A 16,144-nucleotide genomic window follows, 5' to 3' on the forward strand; every position below is an offset into this window, starting at 1 on the left:
TGACATGTGATCAGACCGTGATCGGATGTCTGCTGACCCGGGCCAAGGACTGTCTCGGCAGCACAGGGATTGAGGGAGCACATGTCGTCCTACTTCACCGACCTGGCCCAGCAGTACATCGACGGCGAGTGGCGCCCGGGCACAGGCTCCTGGGACATCATCGATTTCAACCCGTACGACGGCGAGAAGCTGGCGTCGATCACGATAGCCACGGTCGAAGAGGTCGACGACGCCTATCGCGCGGCCGAGCGCGCCCAGAAGAAGTGGGGCGCGACCAACGCGTACGCGCGCCGCGCGGTCTTCGAGAAGGCGCTCGCGATCATCGACGAGCGCGAGGCGGAGATCACCGATGTGATCATCGCCGAGCTCGGCGGCACCCGCCTCAAGGCGGCCTTCGAGCTGCACCTCGTGCGGGAGTTCCTGCGGGAGTCGGTCCAGCTCGCGCTGCGCCCCGAGGGGAAGATCATCCCCTCGCCGGTCGACGGCAAGGAGAACCGCCTCTACCGCGTCCCCGTCGGTGTCGTCGGCGTCATCAGCCCCTTCAACTTCCCCTTCCTGCTGTCGGTGAAGTCCGTCGCCCCCGCGCTCGCGCTCGGCAACGGCGTGGTCCTGAAGCCGCACCAGAACACCCCGATCGTCGGCGGCTCGCTGGTCGCGAAGATCTTCGAGGACGCGGGCCTGCCCGGCGGCCTCCTCAACGTCGTCATCACCGACATCGCCGAGATCGGCGACGCCTTCATCGAGCACCCGGTCCCGAAGGTCATCTCCTTCACCGGCTCCGACAAGGTCGGCCGGCACGTCGCCACGGTCTGCGCCGCGAACTTCAAGCGCTCGGTGCTCGAACTGGGCGGCAACAGCGCCCTGGTGGTCCTGGAGGACGCGGACATCGACTACGCGGTCGACGCGGCGGTCTTCAGCCGTTACGTCCACCAGGGTCAGGTCTGCATGGCCGCCAACCGCGTGCTCGTGGACCGCTCGATCGAGGCCGAGTTCACCGAGAAGTTCGTCGCCAAGGTCAGGACGCTGAAGGCCGGTGACCCGAGGGACCCGCAGACGGTCATCGGCCCGGTCATCAACTCCTCCCAGGCCGACGCGCTGGCGAACGTCGTCGAGCAGGCGATCGCCGAGGGCGCCACCGCCCTGGTGCACGGCACCACCACGGACAACCTGGTCGAGCCCTCCGTCCTGACCGGTGTCCCCGCCGGCTCGGACCTGCTGCGCCAGGAGGTCTTCGGCCCGGTCGTCTTCCTCGTCCCGTTCGACGGGGAGGAGGACGCGGTGCGGATCGTCAACGACACCCCGTACGGCCTCTCGGGCGCCGTCCACACGGCTGACATCGAGCGCGGCGTGAACTTCGCCAAGCAGATCGACACCGGCATGTTCCACGTCAACGACGGCACCGTCCACGACGAACCCCTCGTCCCCTTCGGCGGCGAGAAGCACTCCGGCATCGGCCGCCTGAACGGCGAGACGACGGTCGACTCCTTCACCACGACGAAGTGGATCTCGGTGCAGCACGGGCGGAGCCGCTTCCCCTTCTGAGCCGCCTTCGCGTGATCCTCCAGCGTGCCCGGACCCTTGCGGACAGGAACTGACCGCAAGGGTCCGTAGCGTCGTCGGTGTCAGTCGGAAGGACCCGATGAAAGGCGGCCGGTCATGGTCACGCATGTGCGAGCGGAAGAGCGGGGCGACGAGCGCGGGGCGCTGCTCGCGTTCATCGAGGAGCAGCGCGGCGGCATCCGCCGGTCGCTCCTCGGACTGACGGAGGAGCAGGCCGCGAGCCGGCCGAGCGCCAGCGAACTGTCCCTGGGCGGGCTGCTCAAGCATGTCGCCGAGGTCGAGCAGGGCTGGATCGCCCGGGCCAAGGGCGAGCCGCCGGCCGTCCGGCGGGACGAGTCGAACTGGCACGAGTGCTTCGTCCTCGCCGACGGCGAGACGGTCGCCTCGCAGCTCGCGTACTGGGAGAAGGTCGCCGCCGAGACGGAGGCCTTCCTGCGCTCGGTGCCGAGCCTCGACGACACCTTCGCGCTCCCACCGGACCCGTGGTTCCCGCCCGAGGGCCGCGTGTCGATGCGCTGGCTGGCCCTCCACCTGATCCGCGAGACGGCCCGGCACGCCGGGCACGCCGACATCATCCGCGAGTCCCTGGACGGCAAGACGGCCTTCGAACTCGTGGCACTGGAGCAGGGCTCCACCTGGGGCTGACCGCACCACCCCTAGGCTGGACGGCATGTCAGCGATCCGTCTCCTCGTGCTCGGCGCGGTCCGCCAGCACGGGCGGGCCCACGGCTATCAGGTGCGCAACGACCTGGAGTACTGGGGCGCGCACGAGTGGTCCAACGCCAAGCCCGGCTCGATCTATCACGCGCTCAAGCAGATGGCCAAGCAAGGACTGCTGCGCGCCCACGAGATCGCGCCGTCCACCGCCGGCGGGCCGCCGCGCACCGAGTACGAGATCACGCCCGCGGGGACCGAGGAGTACCTGGCGCTGCTGCGCGAGTCCCTGACGTCCTACGACCAGAAGATGGACGTCCGCTCGGCGGGCATCGGCTTCATCGTCGACCTGCCGAGGGGCGAGGCGGTGGCCCTCCTGAAGGAGCGGATCCGCGGGATCGAGCAGTGGCGTACGGCCGTCACCGAGCACTACGTGCCCGAGGGCGGTCCCGCCCAGCTCGGGCACATCGGCGAGATCATGGATCTCTGGGTCCACTCGGCCGACGCCGACGCGGCGTGGACCCGCGGCCTGATCGCCCGCGTCGAGGGCGGCGCCTACACCTTCGCCGGGGAGGGCGCACCGTTCGTCGGGGTTCTCCGCGACGACCAGGAGAACCCGTACGCGACGGGGGAGAGGCATCCGGAGGACGCGTCCTGACCCCGCCGGCTCCGCGACTCCACCGAGCCACTAATCAAGTTTGACTAACGCCTGGGCCGGGCTTAACCTCCGTTCTCGTGGATTGGTAGTCAAGTTTGATTACCGGATCGGGGACCGGCTGTGGACCGGCTCGGAAGCGGGCCGGAACGGAGGGAGCGGGATGACCGAAGCGATCGTCGTCGAAGGCGTACGCAAGCGGTACGGGGACCATCACGCGCTGGACGGACTGGACCTGTGCGCGGGGCACGGCACGGTGCACGCGCTGCTCGGCCCCAACGGGGCGGGCAAGACGACTCTGGTCCGGGTCCTGTCGACGCTGCTGCGCCCGGACGGTGGCCGGGTGGAGGTCGCCGGGTACGACGTGGCGCGCGAGGCCCGCCGGGTGCGGTCGCGCATCGGCCTGCTCGGCCAGCACGCCGCGCTCGACGAGGAGCTCGGTGGCGGGCAGAACCTGGAGATGTTCGGACGCCTTCATCATCTGGGCTCCCGCGCCGCTCGGACACGGGCCGGCGAACTCATGGAGCGCTTCGGCCTGGACGCCACCGGCCGCAAGGCCGTCCGCACGTACAGCGGCGGCATGCGGCGCCGCCTGGACCTGGCCGCGTCGCTCATCACCGACCCCGAGGTCCTGTTCCTGGACGAGCCGACGACCGGGCTCGACCCGCGCGGCCGGGCGGAGGTGTGGGCGGCGGTGCGCTCCCTGGTCGGCGGCGGCACGACGGTGCTGCTCACCACGCAATACCTGGAGGAGGCCGATCAGCTCGCCGACCGTATCTCGGTCGTCGACCGCGGGCGGGTCATCGCGGACGGCACGGCCGACGAACTGAAGTCCCGGACGGGCGGCGACCGCATCGACGTGGTGCTGCGTGACGCGGGCCTGCTGGGCGCCGCCGTGACCCTGTTGCCGTTTGCGGGCGAGGGGGTCTCGGTCGACGCGGACCGCCGGCTGCTCAGCGCTCCGGTCGCCGACCGCATGGCGGCCCTCGCCGCGGTCGTGCGCGCCCTTGAGGAGGCCGGGATCGAGGCGGAGGACATCGCGCTGCGGCGCCCGACGCTGGACGAGGTGTTCCTGCACCTCACCGGGGAGACATCGCGTACCAAGGAGGCCGTGTGAACACGACGTACGACACCTTCCGCGCAGGGAATCGGACATCCAGGCGGCCGGCGGGTCCTGGCGGGCCGCGCGAACCCGGCGCGGGAGCAAGGTTGTTCTCCGACTGCTGGACGATGACCCGCCGCGAATTCGCCCGCTGGGCACGGCAGCCCGTCCAGGCGGCGGTCGGCTTGGTGTTCCCCGTGATGCTGCTCCTGATGTTCGGATATCTGGTCGGTGGCGGCCGGGACGTCGAGGGCGACTACGTCGGGTACCTGGTGCCGGGCATGCTCACCCTGACCATGGCGTTCGGCCTTGAAGGCACGATGCTGGCCGTCACCCAGGACCTCGGCAAGGGCGTCATCGACCGCTTCCGTTCCCTGCCGATGGCGAACGGGGCCGTCCTCGTGGGCCGTTCGGCCGCCGACATGGTTCAGTCCGCGGTGAGCCTGGCCGTGCTGACCGGGGTCGGGTACGCGCTCGGCTGGCGTCCCGACAGCACCCCCGGGGCGTTCCTCGGAGCGATGGGGCTGCTTCTGCTCCTCCGCTTCGCCATGCTGTGGATCGGTATCCACCTGGCGATGGTGGCCGGCAAGCCGGAACTGGTGCAGGCCGTGCAGATCCTGGTGTGGCCCGTCGGCTTCCTGTCCAACGTCTTCGCCTCCCCCGACTCCATGCCCGGCTGGCTGGGCACGGTGGTCGGCTGGAACCCCATGTCCCAGACGGCCACGGCCGTCCGCGACCTGTTCGGCGGACCGGGCGGCGAACCGGGCCACATCGGCGCCGCGATCCTGTGGCCACTGGCCCTGCTCGCCGTCTTCTTCCCGCTGGCGGTACGGCGCTTCGCCCGCCTGAGCCGCTGACGGAACGACCCGGGGCGGGGCCGCCGGGCTGCCTGGGACCCACCGGTCCCGGGTGGCCCGGCCCGGAGCCGGCGGCCGGGGAAGGTGGGCCGGGCCGGCCCTCAGTGGTGGAAGGCCGTCGCCGCCTCCTTGTCGTGGGTCAGGGGGTGGGGCTGGCGGCGCAGTTCGGGGAGCAGCCGGGTCAGGTCCTCGATGAACAGGTCGGCGAGGTCGGACGAGAAGCCGTTGCGGCACACCACGCGCAGCACGGACAGGTCCTCGCGGTTCTCGGGGAAGGTGTACGCGGGCAGCAGCCAGCCGGTCTCGCGCATTCTGCGGGACACGTCGAACACGTCGAACGCCGTGACCTCGGGCGCCGTCGTGAAGGCGAAGACCGGCAGTTCGTCCCCTCGGGTGATGAGCCGGAAGTCGCCCAGGCAGTCCACGCGTTCGGCGAGGGCGCGTGCCACGTCCCGGGTCGTCTGCTGCACGGCTCTGTAGCCCTCCCGGCCCAGCCGCAGGAACGTGTAGTACTGCGCGACGACCTGCGCGCCGGGGCGGGAGAAGTTGAGCGCGAAGGTCGGCATGTCGCCGCCCAGGTAGTTCACCCGGAAGACCAGTTCCTCCGGCAGCTCGGCCGCCGTCCGCCACAGCGCCCAGCCGACGCCGGGGTAGACCAGGCCGTACTTGTGGCCCGAGGTGTTGATCGACGAGACCCTCGGCAGCCGGAAGTCCCAGACCAGGTCCTCGTCCAGGAACGGCGCGATCATCGCGCCGGACGCGCCGTCGACGTGGACCGGGATGTCGAGTCCGGTGCGCTCCTGGAGCCGGTCCAGGGCCGCGCACAGCTCCTCGATCGGTTCGTAGGACCCGTCGAAGGTCGAGCCGAGGATGCCGACCACCCCGATCGTGTTCTCGTCGCACAGCGCGGCCGCCGCTTCCGGGTCGAGGTGGAACCGGTCGCCCTCCATGGGGATCTGGCGGGCCTCGACCTCCCAGAAGTTGCAGAACTTCTCCCAGCACACCTGGACGTTCACGCCCATGACGAGGTTGGGCCGGGCGCCCGGGTAGCGGTCCGCGTTGCGCTGGGTCCAGCGCCGCTTCAGCGCCATGCCGGCGAGCATGCACGCCTCGCTCGACCCGGTCGTGGAGCAGCCCACCGCGGCCGACGGATCCGGCGCGTTCCACAGGTCGGCGAGCATCGACACACAGCGCCGCTCCAGTTCGGCCGTCCGGGGGTACTCGTCCTTGTCGATCATGTTCTTGTCCCGGCACTCCGCCATCAGGACGCCCGCCTGCGGTTCCATCCAGGTGGTGACGAAGGTGGCGAGGTTCAGCCGGGAGTTCCCGTCCAGCATGAGCTCGTCGTGGACGAGCTGGAGCGCGGTCGTCGGCGGCAGCGGGCCGTCCGGGAGGCGGTGCTTGGGCGGCGCCTGGACCATGCCGCTGACCGGGTTGGCCTCGCCGTAGAAGGGGTTGACGGAGTGGGGGTGGGCATCGGGCTTCTGCTGGCCCTGGTGGAGCGGCACGGGCTTCTCCCAACGGTCTGCGGGACGGGCGTCCCATTTGTTCATCGGACGAGGGCGCCCCGGCGGTTCACCGGACCGCGCTTCCGTCCTTGCGCAGTTGCATCTGCGGCCGCCCGGTCACCAGCAGCCAGGCGGGCAGGGAGGCGATGCAGAGGAGGGCGATGATCGACGGCGAGGACACCAGGACCGCGGCCGTGAACAGGCTCACCCAGCCCTGCCGGGTGGTCGCGAGAAGCGTGCCCAGGACCCCCGCGGCCAGTCCCAGCGACGGCTCGACCGCCGGCACCAGCGCGTGGGCGCACAGGCCGAACGAGGCGCCGATGAAGACGGCGGGGAAGATCCGGCCGCCACGGAATCCGCAGGACGCCGCGACGACGAGCGCGGCCAGCTTCACCACGGCCATGAGGGCGAACCGGCCCGCCGACCAGCCGTCCGGGTCGTGGGCGATCTCGGCGACCTGGTCCAGGCCCTTGAACAGCGTCAGCGGCCCGCCCAGGCAGCCCAGCAGGCCGAGGACGAGCCCGCCGACGGGCAGGGCGGCCATGGGATGGCGCAGGAGGGAGAAGGCCTTGTGCACGTAGGGGAAGGCGTAGACCCCGGCCAGGCCGAGCACGGCCGCGGCCGAGGCGACGACCACCGCGGACAGCACATCGGCCCAGCCAGGGCTGCCGAGCGGGGGCAGCCCCAGGTCGAAACTCGCGTGGCCCAGCAGCGCCGTCGTGATCGAGCCCACCGAGGCGGCCGTCAGCGGCGCGAAGAGGTTGTCCCACAGCATGCCCCTGACCTGCCGTCCGGCGAGCGCCTCGGAGATGACGAGCGCCGCGGCGACGGGGGTGCCGAACAGGGCGCCGATGGTCCCCGCCTCGGCCAGCATCATCCACAGCTCCCCGGGGGCCGCGGGCGCGAACCGGCGGCCCGCCCAGAACGCCAGCGCGACGTTGGTGGCGATGATCGGGTTCTCGGGACCGAGGCTCGGACCGCCCGCCAGCATCAGCATGGTCGCCACCAGCAGCCCGGGAAGGATGTAGAGGGCCATCGGTTCCGCCTGGAGCCCCACCGTGGCCGGATCGGGGCCCGCGTGCCCCGGGGCCTTCCACACCACCAGACCGACCAGGATGCCGGTGGTGGTGAGCATGACGATCATCCAGAGCGAGGAGTATCCGCCGATGCCGAGCGCGTCCGGCAGGTCGGTCCAGAGCACGTCCTTGAGCCGGTCGGCGAGCTTGCTCACCCCGATGTAGAGGAGGCTCGAGATCGCGCCGACGACCACGGCCGGAAGGAACAGCGGCAGCAGCGTCCGTGCGGGCGTCGCCCGGGCGGGGGCCGGTCCCGGGGGAGCCGCTTCGTGGGTCACGGGCTCACCCTAAGCGCGCGAATCGGACATAACATCCCGAGCGTCGCCACCGACCCGGCCGGGCCCGGCACTTCGGGCTTGCACCTCACGTCACGTCAGGCCCCATCGTGAAGGGCGTACCGAGGAAGGAGCGGAAGTGGGTTACTCAGTGGGCCAGGTCGCCGGATTCGCCGGAGTCACGGTGCGCACGCTGCACCACTACGACGAGATCGGTCTGCTCGCGCCGGGGGAACGCAGTCACGCGGGCCACCGGCGCTACAGCGACGCCGATCTCGACCGGCTGCAGCAGATCCTGTTCTACCGGGAGCTCGGCTTCCCGCTCGACGAGGTCGCCGCCCTGCTCGACGACCCGGAGGCGGACCCGCGCGCGCACCTGCGCCGCCAGCACGAGCTGCTGACCGCCCGGATCGAGAAGCTGCAGAAGATGGCCGCGGCCGTGGAGCACGCCATGGAGGCACGCACGATGGGCATCAACCTCACCCCCGAGGAGAAGTTCGAGGTCTTCGGCGACAAGGACCCCGAGGAGCACGCCGAGGAGGCCGAACGCCGCTGGGGCGGCACGGAGACGTACGCCGAGTCGCAGCGCCGCACCGCCCGCTACACCAAGGACGACTGGAAGCGCATGCAGGCCGAGGTGGCCTCCTGGGGCGAGCGCTACGACGCCCTGATGGCGGACGGGGAGCGGCCGGACGGCACGCGGGCCATGGACATGGCCGAGGAACACCGGCAGCACATCACCAAGTGGTTCTACACCTGCACGTACGAGATCCACCGGGGTCTCGGCGAGATGTACGTCGCGGACGAACGGTTCAAGGCGTTCTACGACTCCATGCGGCCGGGGCTGGCCGAGCACCTGAGGGACGCGATCACGGCGAACGCGGCCCGGCACCCCGGGGAGGCCTGACCGGTAAGGGGCGTCCGCCACTGCGGGCGCCCCTTACGCGCGCGCGTCGCGTGCCTCTCACCGAGACGTGCCCCTGACCGGGTGGGCCTGCCGCCCCCTGACCGGTGGGCGGCCCGTGCCGATGCCGGGCGTCGCGCGCTGCGCCTACTCCTTCACCAGGACCACGGCCGTGCCATAGTCGCAGACCTCCGTGCCCACGTCCGCCGCCTCGGAGACGTCGAAGCGGAACATGAGCACGCCGTTGGCGCCACGCGCGCGTGCCTGCTCGACGAGCCGTTCCATGGCCTGGTTGCGGGTCTCCACCAGCGTCTTGGTGAGCCCCTTGAGCTCACCGCCGATCATCGACTTCAGGCCCGCGCCGATCTGGCTGCCCAGATGCCGTGAGCGGACCGTGAGTCCGAAGACCTCGCCGATGACCTGCTCGACGCGGTGGCCGGGAACGTCGTTCGTCGTCACGACCATGACGTCCGCGTGGGGACCCTGGCCGCCGCCGTATTCATCGATGCCCATGGTCCACAGCTTTGTCCCAGTCGTCGCACAGTGCATCCTGGAGTCACGGGTGGAACCTGGCGTCGACACATTGCGTTGATAGCTTTGGCCGGCCGTACAGGACCGCCGTACCTCCCTTCACCCCTCAGGAGCCCGGACCCGTGATGACGCTTGCCCTCGGTCCCAGTTGGCTTGATCCGAACACGCTCCTGGACAATTTCGGCATCTGGGGCCTGCTGCTGGTGGTGTTCGCGGAGTCCGGCCTGCTCATCGGCTTCTTCCTGCCGGGTGACTCGTTGCTGTTCACCTGCGGTCTGCTGATCGCCACGGACGCCATGGACTTCCCGCTGTGGGCGGCGGTCCCGCTGATCTGTCTCGCCGCGATCCTCGGCGACCAGGCGGGCTACCTCTTCGGCAAGAAGGTCGGCCCCTCGCTGTTCACCCGCCCGGACTCCCGCCTGTTCAAGCAGGAGAACGTGGTCAAGGCCAACGAGTTCTTCGAGAAGTACGGTCCCAAGTCCCTGGTGCTGGCCCGCTTCGTGCCCGTCGTGCGCACGTTCACGCCGATCATCGCGGGCGTCAGCGGCATGCGGTACCGCCCGTTCCTCACCTTCAACGTCATCGGCGGCGTCCTGTGGGGCGCGGGCGTCACGCTGCTCGGTTCCTGGCTCGGCAAGATCGAGTTCGTCAACAAGCACATCGAACTGATCCTGATCCTGATCGTGTTCGTCTCGGTGGTCCCGATCATCATCGAGTTCCTGCGCGCCCGCTCCCAGGCCAAGAAGAACCCGCCGCAGGCCGAGGAGCCGCAGGACTTCCAGGAGCCCTTCCCGGCCCCGTCCGAGGCCGCCCGCACCCGCCCCGCCGCACCCGTCATGGACGACGCGACCAGGCCGCTGCGCGTCCCGCCGGTCCACGAGGGCCAGGACTCGCCGTACGGCGGCGGCCACCAGGCCCGTCCCTACGGCGACGGGGGCCACGGCCAGTCGTACGGCCACCAGGGCCAGGACCAGTCGTACGGCCATCAGGGTCAGGACCAGTCGTACGGGAACCAGGGTCAGGGCCAGTCGTCGTACGGGAACCAGGGTCAGGGCCAGTCGTCGTACGGGAACCAGGGTCAGTCGTACGGCGACCAGGGCCAGGGCCAGGGCCGCTCCTATGGGAACCCGGGGCAGGGCTACGGCCGGCAGGGCGACCCGTACCCGGCCCAGCAGCAGTACCAGCAGCCCCAGCACCCGCAGCCGTCCCAGCACCAGCCCCGGCCGCCCCAGCAGTACCAGCCCCAGCCCCAGCAGCCGTACGGCTCGGACCAGGGCTACGGCTACGACCAGCAGCAGTACGACCAGGGCTACCAGCAGGGCTACGACCAGGGCCAGGCCAACCCCCAGCAGCACCCGCAGCAGCACCCCCAGGGCCACCCCCGCCGTCCGTACGACGCCGACCAGTACCCGTACGGCCAGGGCCCCGCGCAGAACTGAGGCACCCGCCCGGTCCTCCCCGGACCGGGCCTCCGCCCGGCGGACCGGGCCTCCGCCCGGCGCGGGCCGCCGGGACGCGCCCTCAGAACCCGCGTGTCCGCTTGGCGGCCCGCCGGCCGCCGGCGGAGCCGCCCGGCAGACGCAGGAACAGCCGCGAGATCTCCGACCCCAGGTTCACGCCGATCGCGATGGCCATGGCGAGGGCCGCGGCCTTGGTGAGCGACACCAGTCCCTTGTCGACGTTGTTCTGCGCGATCGACAGCAGTCCGAAGTAGGTCGCCGAACCGGGCAGCAGCGGCCCGATGGCGGCCGTCGTGTAGGGCAGCGCCGAAGCGAACCGGTAGCGCGAGAGCAACTGCCCGAAGAGGCCCACCAGGCCCGCGGCGACGGCCGTGGAGGCCACCGGCGATATCCCGCCCGCGTAGTGCATCGCCCCGTACACCGACCAGGCCACGCCCCCGTTGAGGGTCACCGCCAGGACAGTGGAACGTTCCTGCTGGAGCAGGATCGCGAAGGTGAGCGACAGCAGCATCGACGCGGCGATCTGGAGCAGCGGCCGCTCCGAGATGTTCAGCGCCGCGTCCGGGTTGAGCTGCGCGCCCAGCTTCACGCCGAAATAGAGCACCACAAGGACGCCGACGACGATGCCCACGAAGAAGTACATGACTTCGAGCAGGCGCGCGGACGCGGTGATGTAGAAGCCGGTCAGCCCGTCCTGCACCCCGGCGACGAGCGCCCGTCCCGGCAGCAGCGCGAAGAGCCCACCGGTGATGACGGCGGACGCCTTCACGTCGACGTGCGCCACCGTGAGCGCCACCCCTATCGCGGCGGGCGGCATCGCGGCGGCCGTGAACTGGTAGAACTCCGGCAGTCCGCGTCCCGCGCACAGCCAGGCCAGCCGGTCGCCGAGCATCGCGCCGAGCGCGGCGGCGACGAACACGATCGCGTCACCGCCGACGAGCACCGAAGCCGCGCCGGCCAGCAGCCCTCCGGAGGCCGTCAGCACCCAGCCCGGGTAGGGGTGCCGGTTGCGCCGCATCTCCGCGAGGCGCCTGTAGGCCTCCTCCAGCGGGATCGCGGTCTCCGGGTCGCTGAGGTCGTCGACGAGCCGGTAGACGGCCGCCAGGCGCGTGTAGTCGGTGCCCCGGCGGCGTACCGTCCGTGACGCGGTCACCGGGTCGTCCACCAGGGACGGCTGGTGCGAGATCGACAGCAGGGTGAAGGTGACGTTCGGCTCGCAGCGGTCGAGGCCGTAGGAGCGGCACACGGCGAACATCGCCGTCTCCACGTCCTCGGCGCCCTCGCCGCCCGCCAGGAGCAGCTCGCCGATGCGCAGGGTCAGGTCGAGGACGCGCGGGACGGCGGGCCCCGACTCGTCCTCCTTGTGCACGGGCTCGGGCGCGGGCCGCTCGGTCACCGGCATGCGCAGCATCGTGCGCATGCGGTCCTGCCAGGGCGCGTCCTTGGTCAGGCTGACCATGGGGATCCCGGTCGCGGGCGTGAACGCGGGAGGTGCCTGCCGGGCGCTGTAGGTGCGCGGTGTGCTGAACGCCGAGCCCTCGTGCCCGGGCCCGGCGGACTGCGGCGCGTCGAGGCCCTGGGGGAGCGCGAACTCCGATGTCGTCGAGGATTCGTCCTCGGCCGCCACCGGTCCCGGCGACGCCACACCCGCGGGCGGGCTGAAAGCACTCCTCGCCTCGTCCGAGTGCGGCTTGCGGTCTTCCGCTTCCGGGTCCGCCACCAACTCCAGCCTCGCCTTTCCCGTCTGTGTGGCTGTTCTTCTTGCCTTCCGTATGCCTCAGTATGCGTACGGACACACGAACGGGCCGCGTGACCCCTGGGGGTGACGCGGCCCGTTCGGAAGAGCGCGGAGGTCGGAGACCGCCCGCGAAGGGCGGTGACCCCGCCCTCGGGGGTCAGTGACCGCCCTGGTCCTTGAAGCGCTTGTAGGACCGCTCGATCTCGGCCTCGGCGTCCGCGCGGCCGACCCAGTCGGCGCCCTCGACGGACTTGCCGGGCTCCAGGTCCTTGTAGACCTCGAAGAAGTGCTGGATCTCCAGGCGGTCGAACTCCGACACGTGGTGGATGTCGCGCAGGTGCTCCACGCGCGGGTCGTGCGCGGGGACGCACAGCAGCTTGTCGTCGCCGCCGGCCTCGTCCGTCATACGGAACATGCCGATCGCGCGGCACTGGATGAGGCAGCCCGGGAAGGTCGGCTCGTCCAGGATGACCAGCGCGTCCAGCGGGTCGCCGTCCTCGCCGAGGGTGTTCTCGACGAAGCCGTAGTCGGCCGGGTAGCTGGTCGAGGTGAAGAGTCGACGGTCCAGACGGATCCGACCGGTCTCGTGGTCCACCTCGTACTTGTTCCGTGAACCCTTCGGAATCTCGATCGTGACGTCGAACTCCACCGGTGGCTCCTCCATGATCAGCACATAGTTCTGGTGATTAAGTGTCCCTCACGCAGGTGGGTGATCGCGAAAGGGGCTGGTGGTCGTGCCAGAGCTGAGGGCTTGGCGGGCCGCGAGACCGCATGTGGTGCGGGTCGCGCGGATGGTGAGACCGCATGTGGCGCGGGTCACCCAAGCCGTCCGGCCGCGTGCCGGGCGATTGACGACACCGCAGCTCACAGCCGTTGCCGCGACCGCCGGCCTGGCACTCGCGGCCGGGGCGGTGACCGTGGCCGGTCCCTGGGACTCCACCGGTCAGCGTACGGCCGAGCGGGACTGGGCCGCATCGCGGGCGCCGGAGGGTGGCACACATCACGCACGTACGTCCGGTACGCACCGGACGTCCCCCCGGCCCGCTCCCAGCGCCGCCTCCGTCCTCGCCGGGCTCGGCGGCCGGGCGGGCACCGGGCCCGCGCCCACCGGGAAGGCCCTCGCGGGCGTCCTCGACCCGCTGCTGTCCAACCCCGTCCTCGGCTCGGTGCGCACCGCCGTCGTGATCGACGTGGCGACCGGCGAGCGGCTGTACGGCAAGGGCGCCGAGCAGGTCCAGACGCCGGCCTCCACCACGAAGATCGCCACCGCCGTCGCCGCCCTCACGGCGCTGGGGCCCGACCACCGCATCCAGACGCGTGCGGTGCTGGAGCCCGACACCAAGGAGGTCGTGCTCGTCGGCGGCGGCGACCCCACCCTGACCGCCCGCAAGCCCACGGACGGCTGGGCCGACCTGAGCACCCTCGCGGAGAAGACGGCCACCGCCCTGAAGGCCCGTCACATGGACCACGTGACGCTCTCCTACGACACCTCGCTGTACTCGGGCCCCGACCTTCACCCCATCGGGGTCAACGACAACATCGCGAAGGTCACCCCGCTGATGGTCGACGAGGGCCGCCTCGACCGCTCGACCAGCGGGACGGCCAGGCGTGCCCCGGACCCGGCCGCGGACGCCGCGCGGACGTTCGCCGACCTGCTGCACGACCACGGTGTCACCGCGACCGCGCCCGGCCCCTCGAAGGCGACGAGCCGTTCCCAGGCCCTCGCCTCCGTCTCCTCGCCGCCGCTGTCCGCCCTGGTCGAGCGGATGCTGACCAACAGTGACAACGACATCGCCGAGGCCCTGGCCCGCCAGGTCGCCCTCGCCTCCGGCGAGAAGGCCAGCTTCGACGGCGACGCGAAGGCGATCCGCACCCAGCTCCAGAAGGCCGGACTCCCGCTGGCCGGGGCGCGGTTCGCGGACGGCAGCGGCCTGAACCGCGCCGACCGGCTCTCCGCCGACCTGCTCGCGGCCCTGCTGGCCAAGGCCGGCGACCCGGCCCACCCCGAGCTCCGTCCGGTCCTCACCGGCCTGCCCGTCGCCGGCTTCACGGGCACCCTCAGCACCCGGTACACCGACGCCCCGACCGCCACCGGGGTCGTCCGCGCGAAGACGGGCACGCTGACCGGGGTCAACACCCTCGCCGGCACCGTCGTCGACAAGGACGGCCGCCTGCTGGCCTTCGCGTTCCTGACCTCCGACGCCGTCAACCCCCCGAACACCCTGGAGGCGCGGGCCGCGTTGGACCATGCGGCGACGGCACTGGTGGCGTGCGGCTGCCCGTAGCGCCGACCGGACCGGGACCCGACCGCACCGAGACCGGCCGACCGCACCGGAACTCGACCGCACCGGAACCCGGTCGCAGCGGGATCCGACCGCACCGGGATCCGGCCGACCGCACCGGAACCCGGCCGCAGCGGAACCCGGCCGACCCGCCCGAGACGCGGGCCCGGACCGGGACGCGGCCCCTTCCCGCCCTCAGGGCCCGGGAATCGGGCCCCTCCCGGCCCCTGGCGAACCAGAGGCACCACCGGCCCCTCGGCCGGGACGCGGACGGCGCCGGACCCTCACCGCAGCGGGACCCGCTCACGTACGGTTGACGCATGACGAGCATCGGTGGTGCTGCATCTACTGGGATGGTCGACTGGAATCTCGCGGTGGCGACCGCGACCCGGCTCGTACGGCCGGGCCCCGAGGTGAGCCGTGACGAGGCCCGGGCCATCGTGGCCGAGCTGCGCCGACACGCCAAGGCCTCGGAGGAACACGTCAGGGGCTTCACCCGCATGGGTGATGACGTCCTTCACGACACCCCCGTCCTCGTCGTCGACCGCCCCGGCTGGGTCCGGGCGAACGTCGCCGGGTTCCGGGAGATCCTCAAGCCCCTGCTGGACAAGATGCAGGAGCGGCGCGGGAGCAGCCCGGGCGGAGCCGTCCTCGGCGCCGTCGGCGGCAAGGTCACCGGCGTCGAACTGGGCATGCTGCTGTCCTTCCTGTCGTCGAGGGTCCTCGGCCAGTACGAGACGTTCGCGCCCGCGACCCGGGACCTGCCCGCGGGGGCGCCCTCCGCCTCCGGCAAGGGCGGCGGCCGGCTCCTTCTGGTCGCCCCGAACATCGTGCACGTGGAGCGCGAACTCGACGTCCAGCCCCACGACTTCCGCCTGTGGGTGTGCCTCCACGAGGAGACGCACCGCACCCAGTTCTCGGCCGTGCCCTGGCTGCGCGACCACCTGGAGGGCGAAATCCAGTCGTTCTTGGCGGAGACCGAGGTCGACCCCATGACCGTCCTGGAGCGCATCAGGGAGGCCGCCCAGTCGCTCTCCGGCTCCCGCCCCGACACCGAGGAGGACGACGGCGGGCGTTCCCTCGTGGAAATCGTGCAGACGCCCGCCCAGCGCGAGATCCTCGGCCGGCTCACCGCCGTGATGTCCCTCCTGGAGGGACACGCCGACTTCGTGATGGACGGCGTCGGGCCCGCCGTGGTCCCCTCCGTCGCCGAGATCCGCGAGAAGTTCCAGCAGCGCCGCGCCAAGGGGGCCTCCCGCCTCGACATGGCCCTGCGCAAACTGCTGGGCCTGGACGCCAAGCTCAGGCAGTACCGGGACGGCGAGCGGTTCGTACGGGCCGTTGTCGAGGAGGTCGGCATGGACGGCTTCAACCGTGTGTGGACCTCTCCGAACACGCTCCCGACCAAGGCGGAGATCGCCAAACCGGCGGACTGGGTCGCGCGGGTGCACCGCAAGGCGGAGTCGTGAACCCTACGGGACGGTCGTGAAACGAATCCGGCCGATGGCAGGCAAACGCTCCTGCTATCACCCGTCCGAGGGA

The 16,144-nt window shown here is 71.2% G+C and carries 14 protein-coding genes; 9 read left to right on the forward strand and 5 right to left on the reverse strand.

Annotation, left to right across the window (positions count from 1 at the left end; translation table 11 throughout):
- Nucleotides 1-81 precede the first annotated feature (81 nt).
- From ACFRIC_RS13660 to ACFRIC_RS13680, 5 genes are all read left to right on the forward strand, one after another.
- On the forward strand, nucleotides 82-1,542 hold the full coding sequence (locus ACFRIC_RS13660; protein ID WP_382784027.1) for an aldehyde dehydrogenase family protein: 1,461 nt from the start codon (nucleotides 82-84) through the stop codon (nucleotides 1,540-1,542).
- Nucleotides 1,543-1,656: 114 nt separating this feature from the next.
- A complete protein-coding gene (locus ACFRIC_RS13665) occupies nucleotides 1,657-2,205 on the forward strand; it encodes a DinB family protein (RefSeq protein ID WP_382784029.1) in 549 nt (182 codons plus the stop codon).
- A gap of 25 nt (nucleotides 2,206-2,230) precedes the next feature.
- A complete protein-coding gene (locus ACFRIC_RS13670; protein WP_382784032.1) occupies nucleotides 2,231-2,872 on the forward strand; it encodes a PadR family transcriptional regulator in 642 nt (213 codons plus the stop codon).
- 160 nt (nucleotides 2,873-3,032) lie between these two features.
- The gene (locus tag ACFRIC_RS13675; RefSeq protein WP_382784035.1) at nucleotides 3,033-3,986 is read left to right on the forward strand and encodes an ATP-binding cassette domain-containing protein; all 954 of its coding nucleotides are present in this window, start codon (nucleotides 3,033-3,035) and stop codon (nucleotides 3,984-3,986) included.
- Nucleotides 3,987-4,099: 113 nt separating this feature from the next.
- A complete protein-coding gene (locus tag ACFRIC_RS13680) occupies nucleotides 4,100-4,828 on the forward strand; it encodes an ABC transporter permease (protein ID WP_382784038.1) in 729 nt (242 codons plus the stop codon).
- A gap of 101 nt (nucleotides 4,829-4,929) precedes the next feature.
- On the opposite strand, the gene ACFRIC_RS13685 is transcribed toward ACFRIC_RS13680, so the two are convergent.
- Both ACFRIC_RS13685 and ACFRIC_RS13690 read right to left on the reverse strand, forming a co-directional pair.
- Nucleotides 4,930-6,336 (reverse strand): glutamate decarboxylase, encoded by a 1,407-nt coding sequence (locus ACFRIC_RS13685; RefSeq protein ID WP_382784041.1) that lies wholly within the window; start codon nucleotides 6,334-6,336, stop codon nucleotides 4,930-4,932.
- A gap of 67 nt (nucleotides 6,337-6,403) precedes the next feature.
- Nucleotides 6,404-7,690 (reverse strand): ion channel protein, encoded by a 1,287-nt coding sequence (locus tag ACFRIC_RS13690; RefSeq protein ID WP_382784044.1) that lies wholly within the window; start codon nucleotides 7,688-7,690, stop codon nucleotides 6,404-6,406.
- 136 nt (nucleotides 7,691-7,826) lie between these two features.
- Between ACFRIC_RS13690 and ACFRIC_RS13695 the strand changes: the two genes are divergently transcribed.
- On the forward strand, nucleotides 7,827-8,594 hold the full coding sequence (locus tag ACFRIC_RS13695) for a MerR family transcriptional regulator (RefSeq protein WP_382784047.1): 768 nt from the start codon (nucleotides 7,827-7,829) through the stop codon (nucleotides 8,592-8,594).
- 144 nt (nucleotides 8,595-8,738) lie between these two features.
- Here ACFRIC_RS13695 and ACFRIC_RS13700 read toward each other — a convergent pair whose 3' ends face one another.
- Nucleotides 8,739-9,104 (reverse strand): YbjQ family protein, encoded by a 366-nt coding sequence (locus ACFRIC_RS13700; protein ID WP_382784050.1) that lies wholly within the window; start codon nucleotides 9,102-9,104, stop codon nucleotides 8,739-8,741.
- Nucleotides 9,105-9,247: 143 nt separating this feature from the next.
- Here ACFRIC_RS13700 and ACFRIC_RS13705 point away from each other — a divergent pair, with 143 nt between their 5' ends.
- Nucleotides 9,248-10,561, forward strand: a complete 1,314-nt coding sequence (locus ACFRIC_RS13705) for a VTT domain-containing protein (RefSeq protein WP_382784269.1) — start codon at nucleotides 9,248-9,250, stop codon at nucleotides 10,559-10,561.
- Nucleotides 10,562-10,643: 82 nt separating this feature from the next.
- Here ACFRIC_RS13705 and ACFRIC_RS13710 read toward each other — a convergent pair whose 3' ends face one another.
- Nucleotides 10,644-12,302: a threonine/serine exporter ThrE family protein gene (locus ACFRIC_RS13710; RefSeq protein ID WP_382784053.1), complete on the reverse strand. Its 1,659-nt coding sequence runs from the start codon at nucleotides 12,300-12,302 to the stop codon at nucleotides 10,644-10,646.
- Nucleotides 12,303-12,477: 175 nt separating this feature from the next.
- Nucleotides 12,478-12,969 carry an inorganic diphosphatase gene (locus tag ACFRIC_RS13715; protein WP_037625961.1) on the reverse strand — a complete coding sequence of 164 codons (492 nt, stop codon included), beginning with the start codon at nucleotides 12,967-12,969 and terminating at the stop codon, nucleotides 12,478-12,480.
- Between the two features lie 142 nt (nucleotides 12,970-13,111).
- Between ACFRIC_RS13715 and dacB the strand changes: the two genes are divergently transcribed.
- Nucleotides 13,112-14,605 (forward strand): D-alanyl-D-alanine carboxypeptidase/D-alanyl-D-alanine-endopeptidase, encoded by a 1,494-nt coding sequence (gene dacB / locus ACFRIC_RS13720; protein WP_382784056.1) that lies wholly within the window; start codon nucleotides 13,112-13,114, stop codon nucleotides 14,603-14,605.
- A gap of 317 nt (nucleotides 14,606-14,922) precedes the next feature.
- Nucleotides 14,923-16,071: a zinc-dependent metalloprotease gene (locus ACFRIC_RS13725; RefSeq protein ID WP_355766535.1), complete on the forward strand. Its 1,149-nt coding sequence runs from the start codon at nucleotides 14,923-14,925 to the stop codon at nucleotides 16,069-16,071.
- Nucleotides 16,072-16,144 lie beyond the last annotated feature (73 nt).

The sequence above is a fragment of the Streptomyces sp. NPDC056738 genome, from assembly GCF_042790435.1.
In the GTDB taxonomy this organism is placed as follows: Bacteria; Actinomycetota; Actinomycetes; order Streptomycetales; family Streptomycetaceae; genus Streptomyces.

Bases quoted from the DNA above. Each gene is read 5' to 3' on its own strand.
- ACFRIC_RS13660 (WP_382784027.1), top strand. From the start codon at position 82: ATGTCGTCCTACTTCACCGACCTGGCCCAGCAGTACATCGACGGCGAG.
- ACFRIC_RS13665 (WP_382784029.1), top strand. From the start codon at position 1,657: ATGGTCACGCATGTGCGAGCGGAAGAGCGGGGCGACGAGCGCGGGGCG.
- ACFRIC_RS13670 (WP_382784032.1), top strand. From the start codon at position 2,231: ATGTCAGCGATCCGTCTCCTCGTGCTCGGCGCGGTCCGCCAGCACGGG.
- ACFRIC_RS13675 (WP_382784035.1), top strand. From the start codon at position 3,033: ATGACCGAAGCGATCGTCGTCGAAGGCGTACGCAAGCGGTACGGGGAC.
- ACFRIC_RS13680 (WP_382784038.1), top strand. From the start codon at position 4,100: ATGACCCGCCGCGAATTCGCCCGCTGGGCACGGCAGCCCGTCCAGGCG.
- ACFRIC_RS13700 (WP_382784050.1), bottom strand. From the start codon at position 9,104: ATGGGCATCGATGAATACGGCGGCGGCCAGGGTCCCCACGCGGACGTC.
- ACFRIC_RS13705 (WP_382784269.1), top strand. From the start codon at position 9,248: ATGACGCTTGCCCTCGGTCCCAGTTGGCTTGATCCGAACACGCTCCTG.
- dacB (WP_382784056.1), top strand. From the start codon at position 13,112: ATGGTGAGACCGCATGTGGCGCGGGTCACCCAAGCCGTCCGGCCGCGT.
- ACFRIC_RS13725 (WP_355766535.1), top strand. From the start codon at position 14,923: ATGACGAGCATCGGTGGTGCTGCATCTACTGGGATGGTCGACTGGAAT.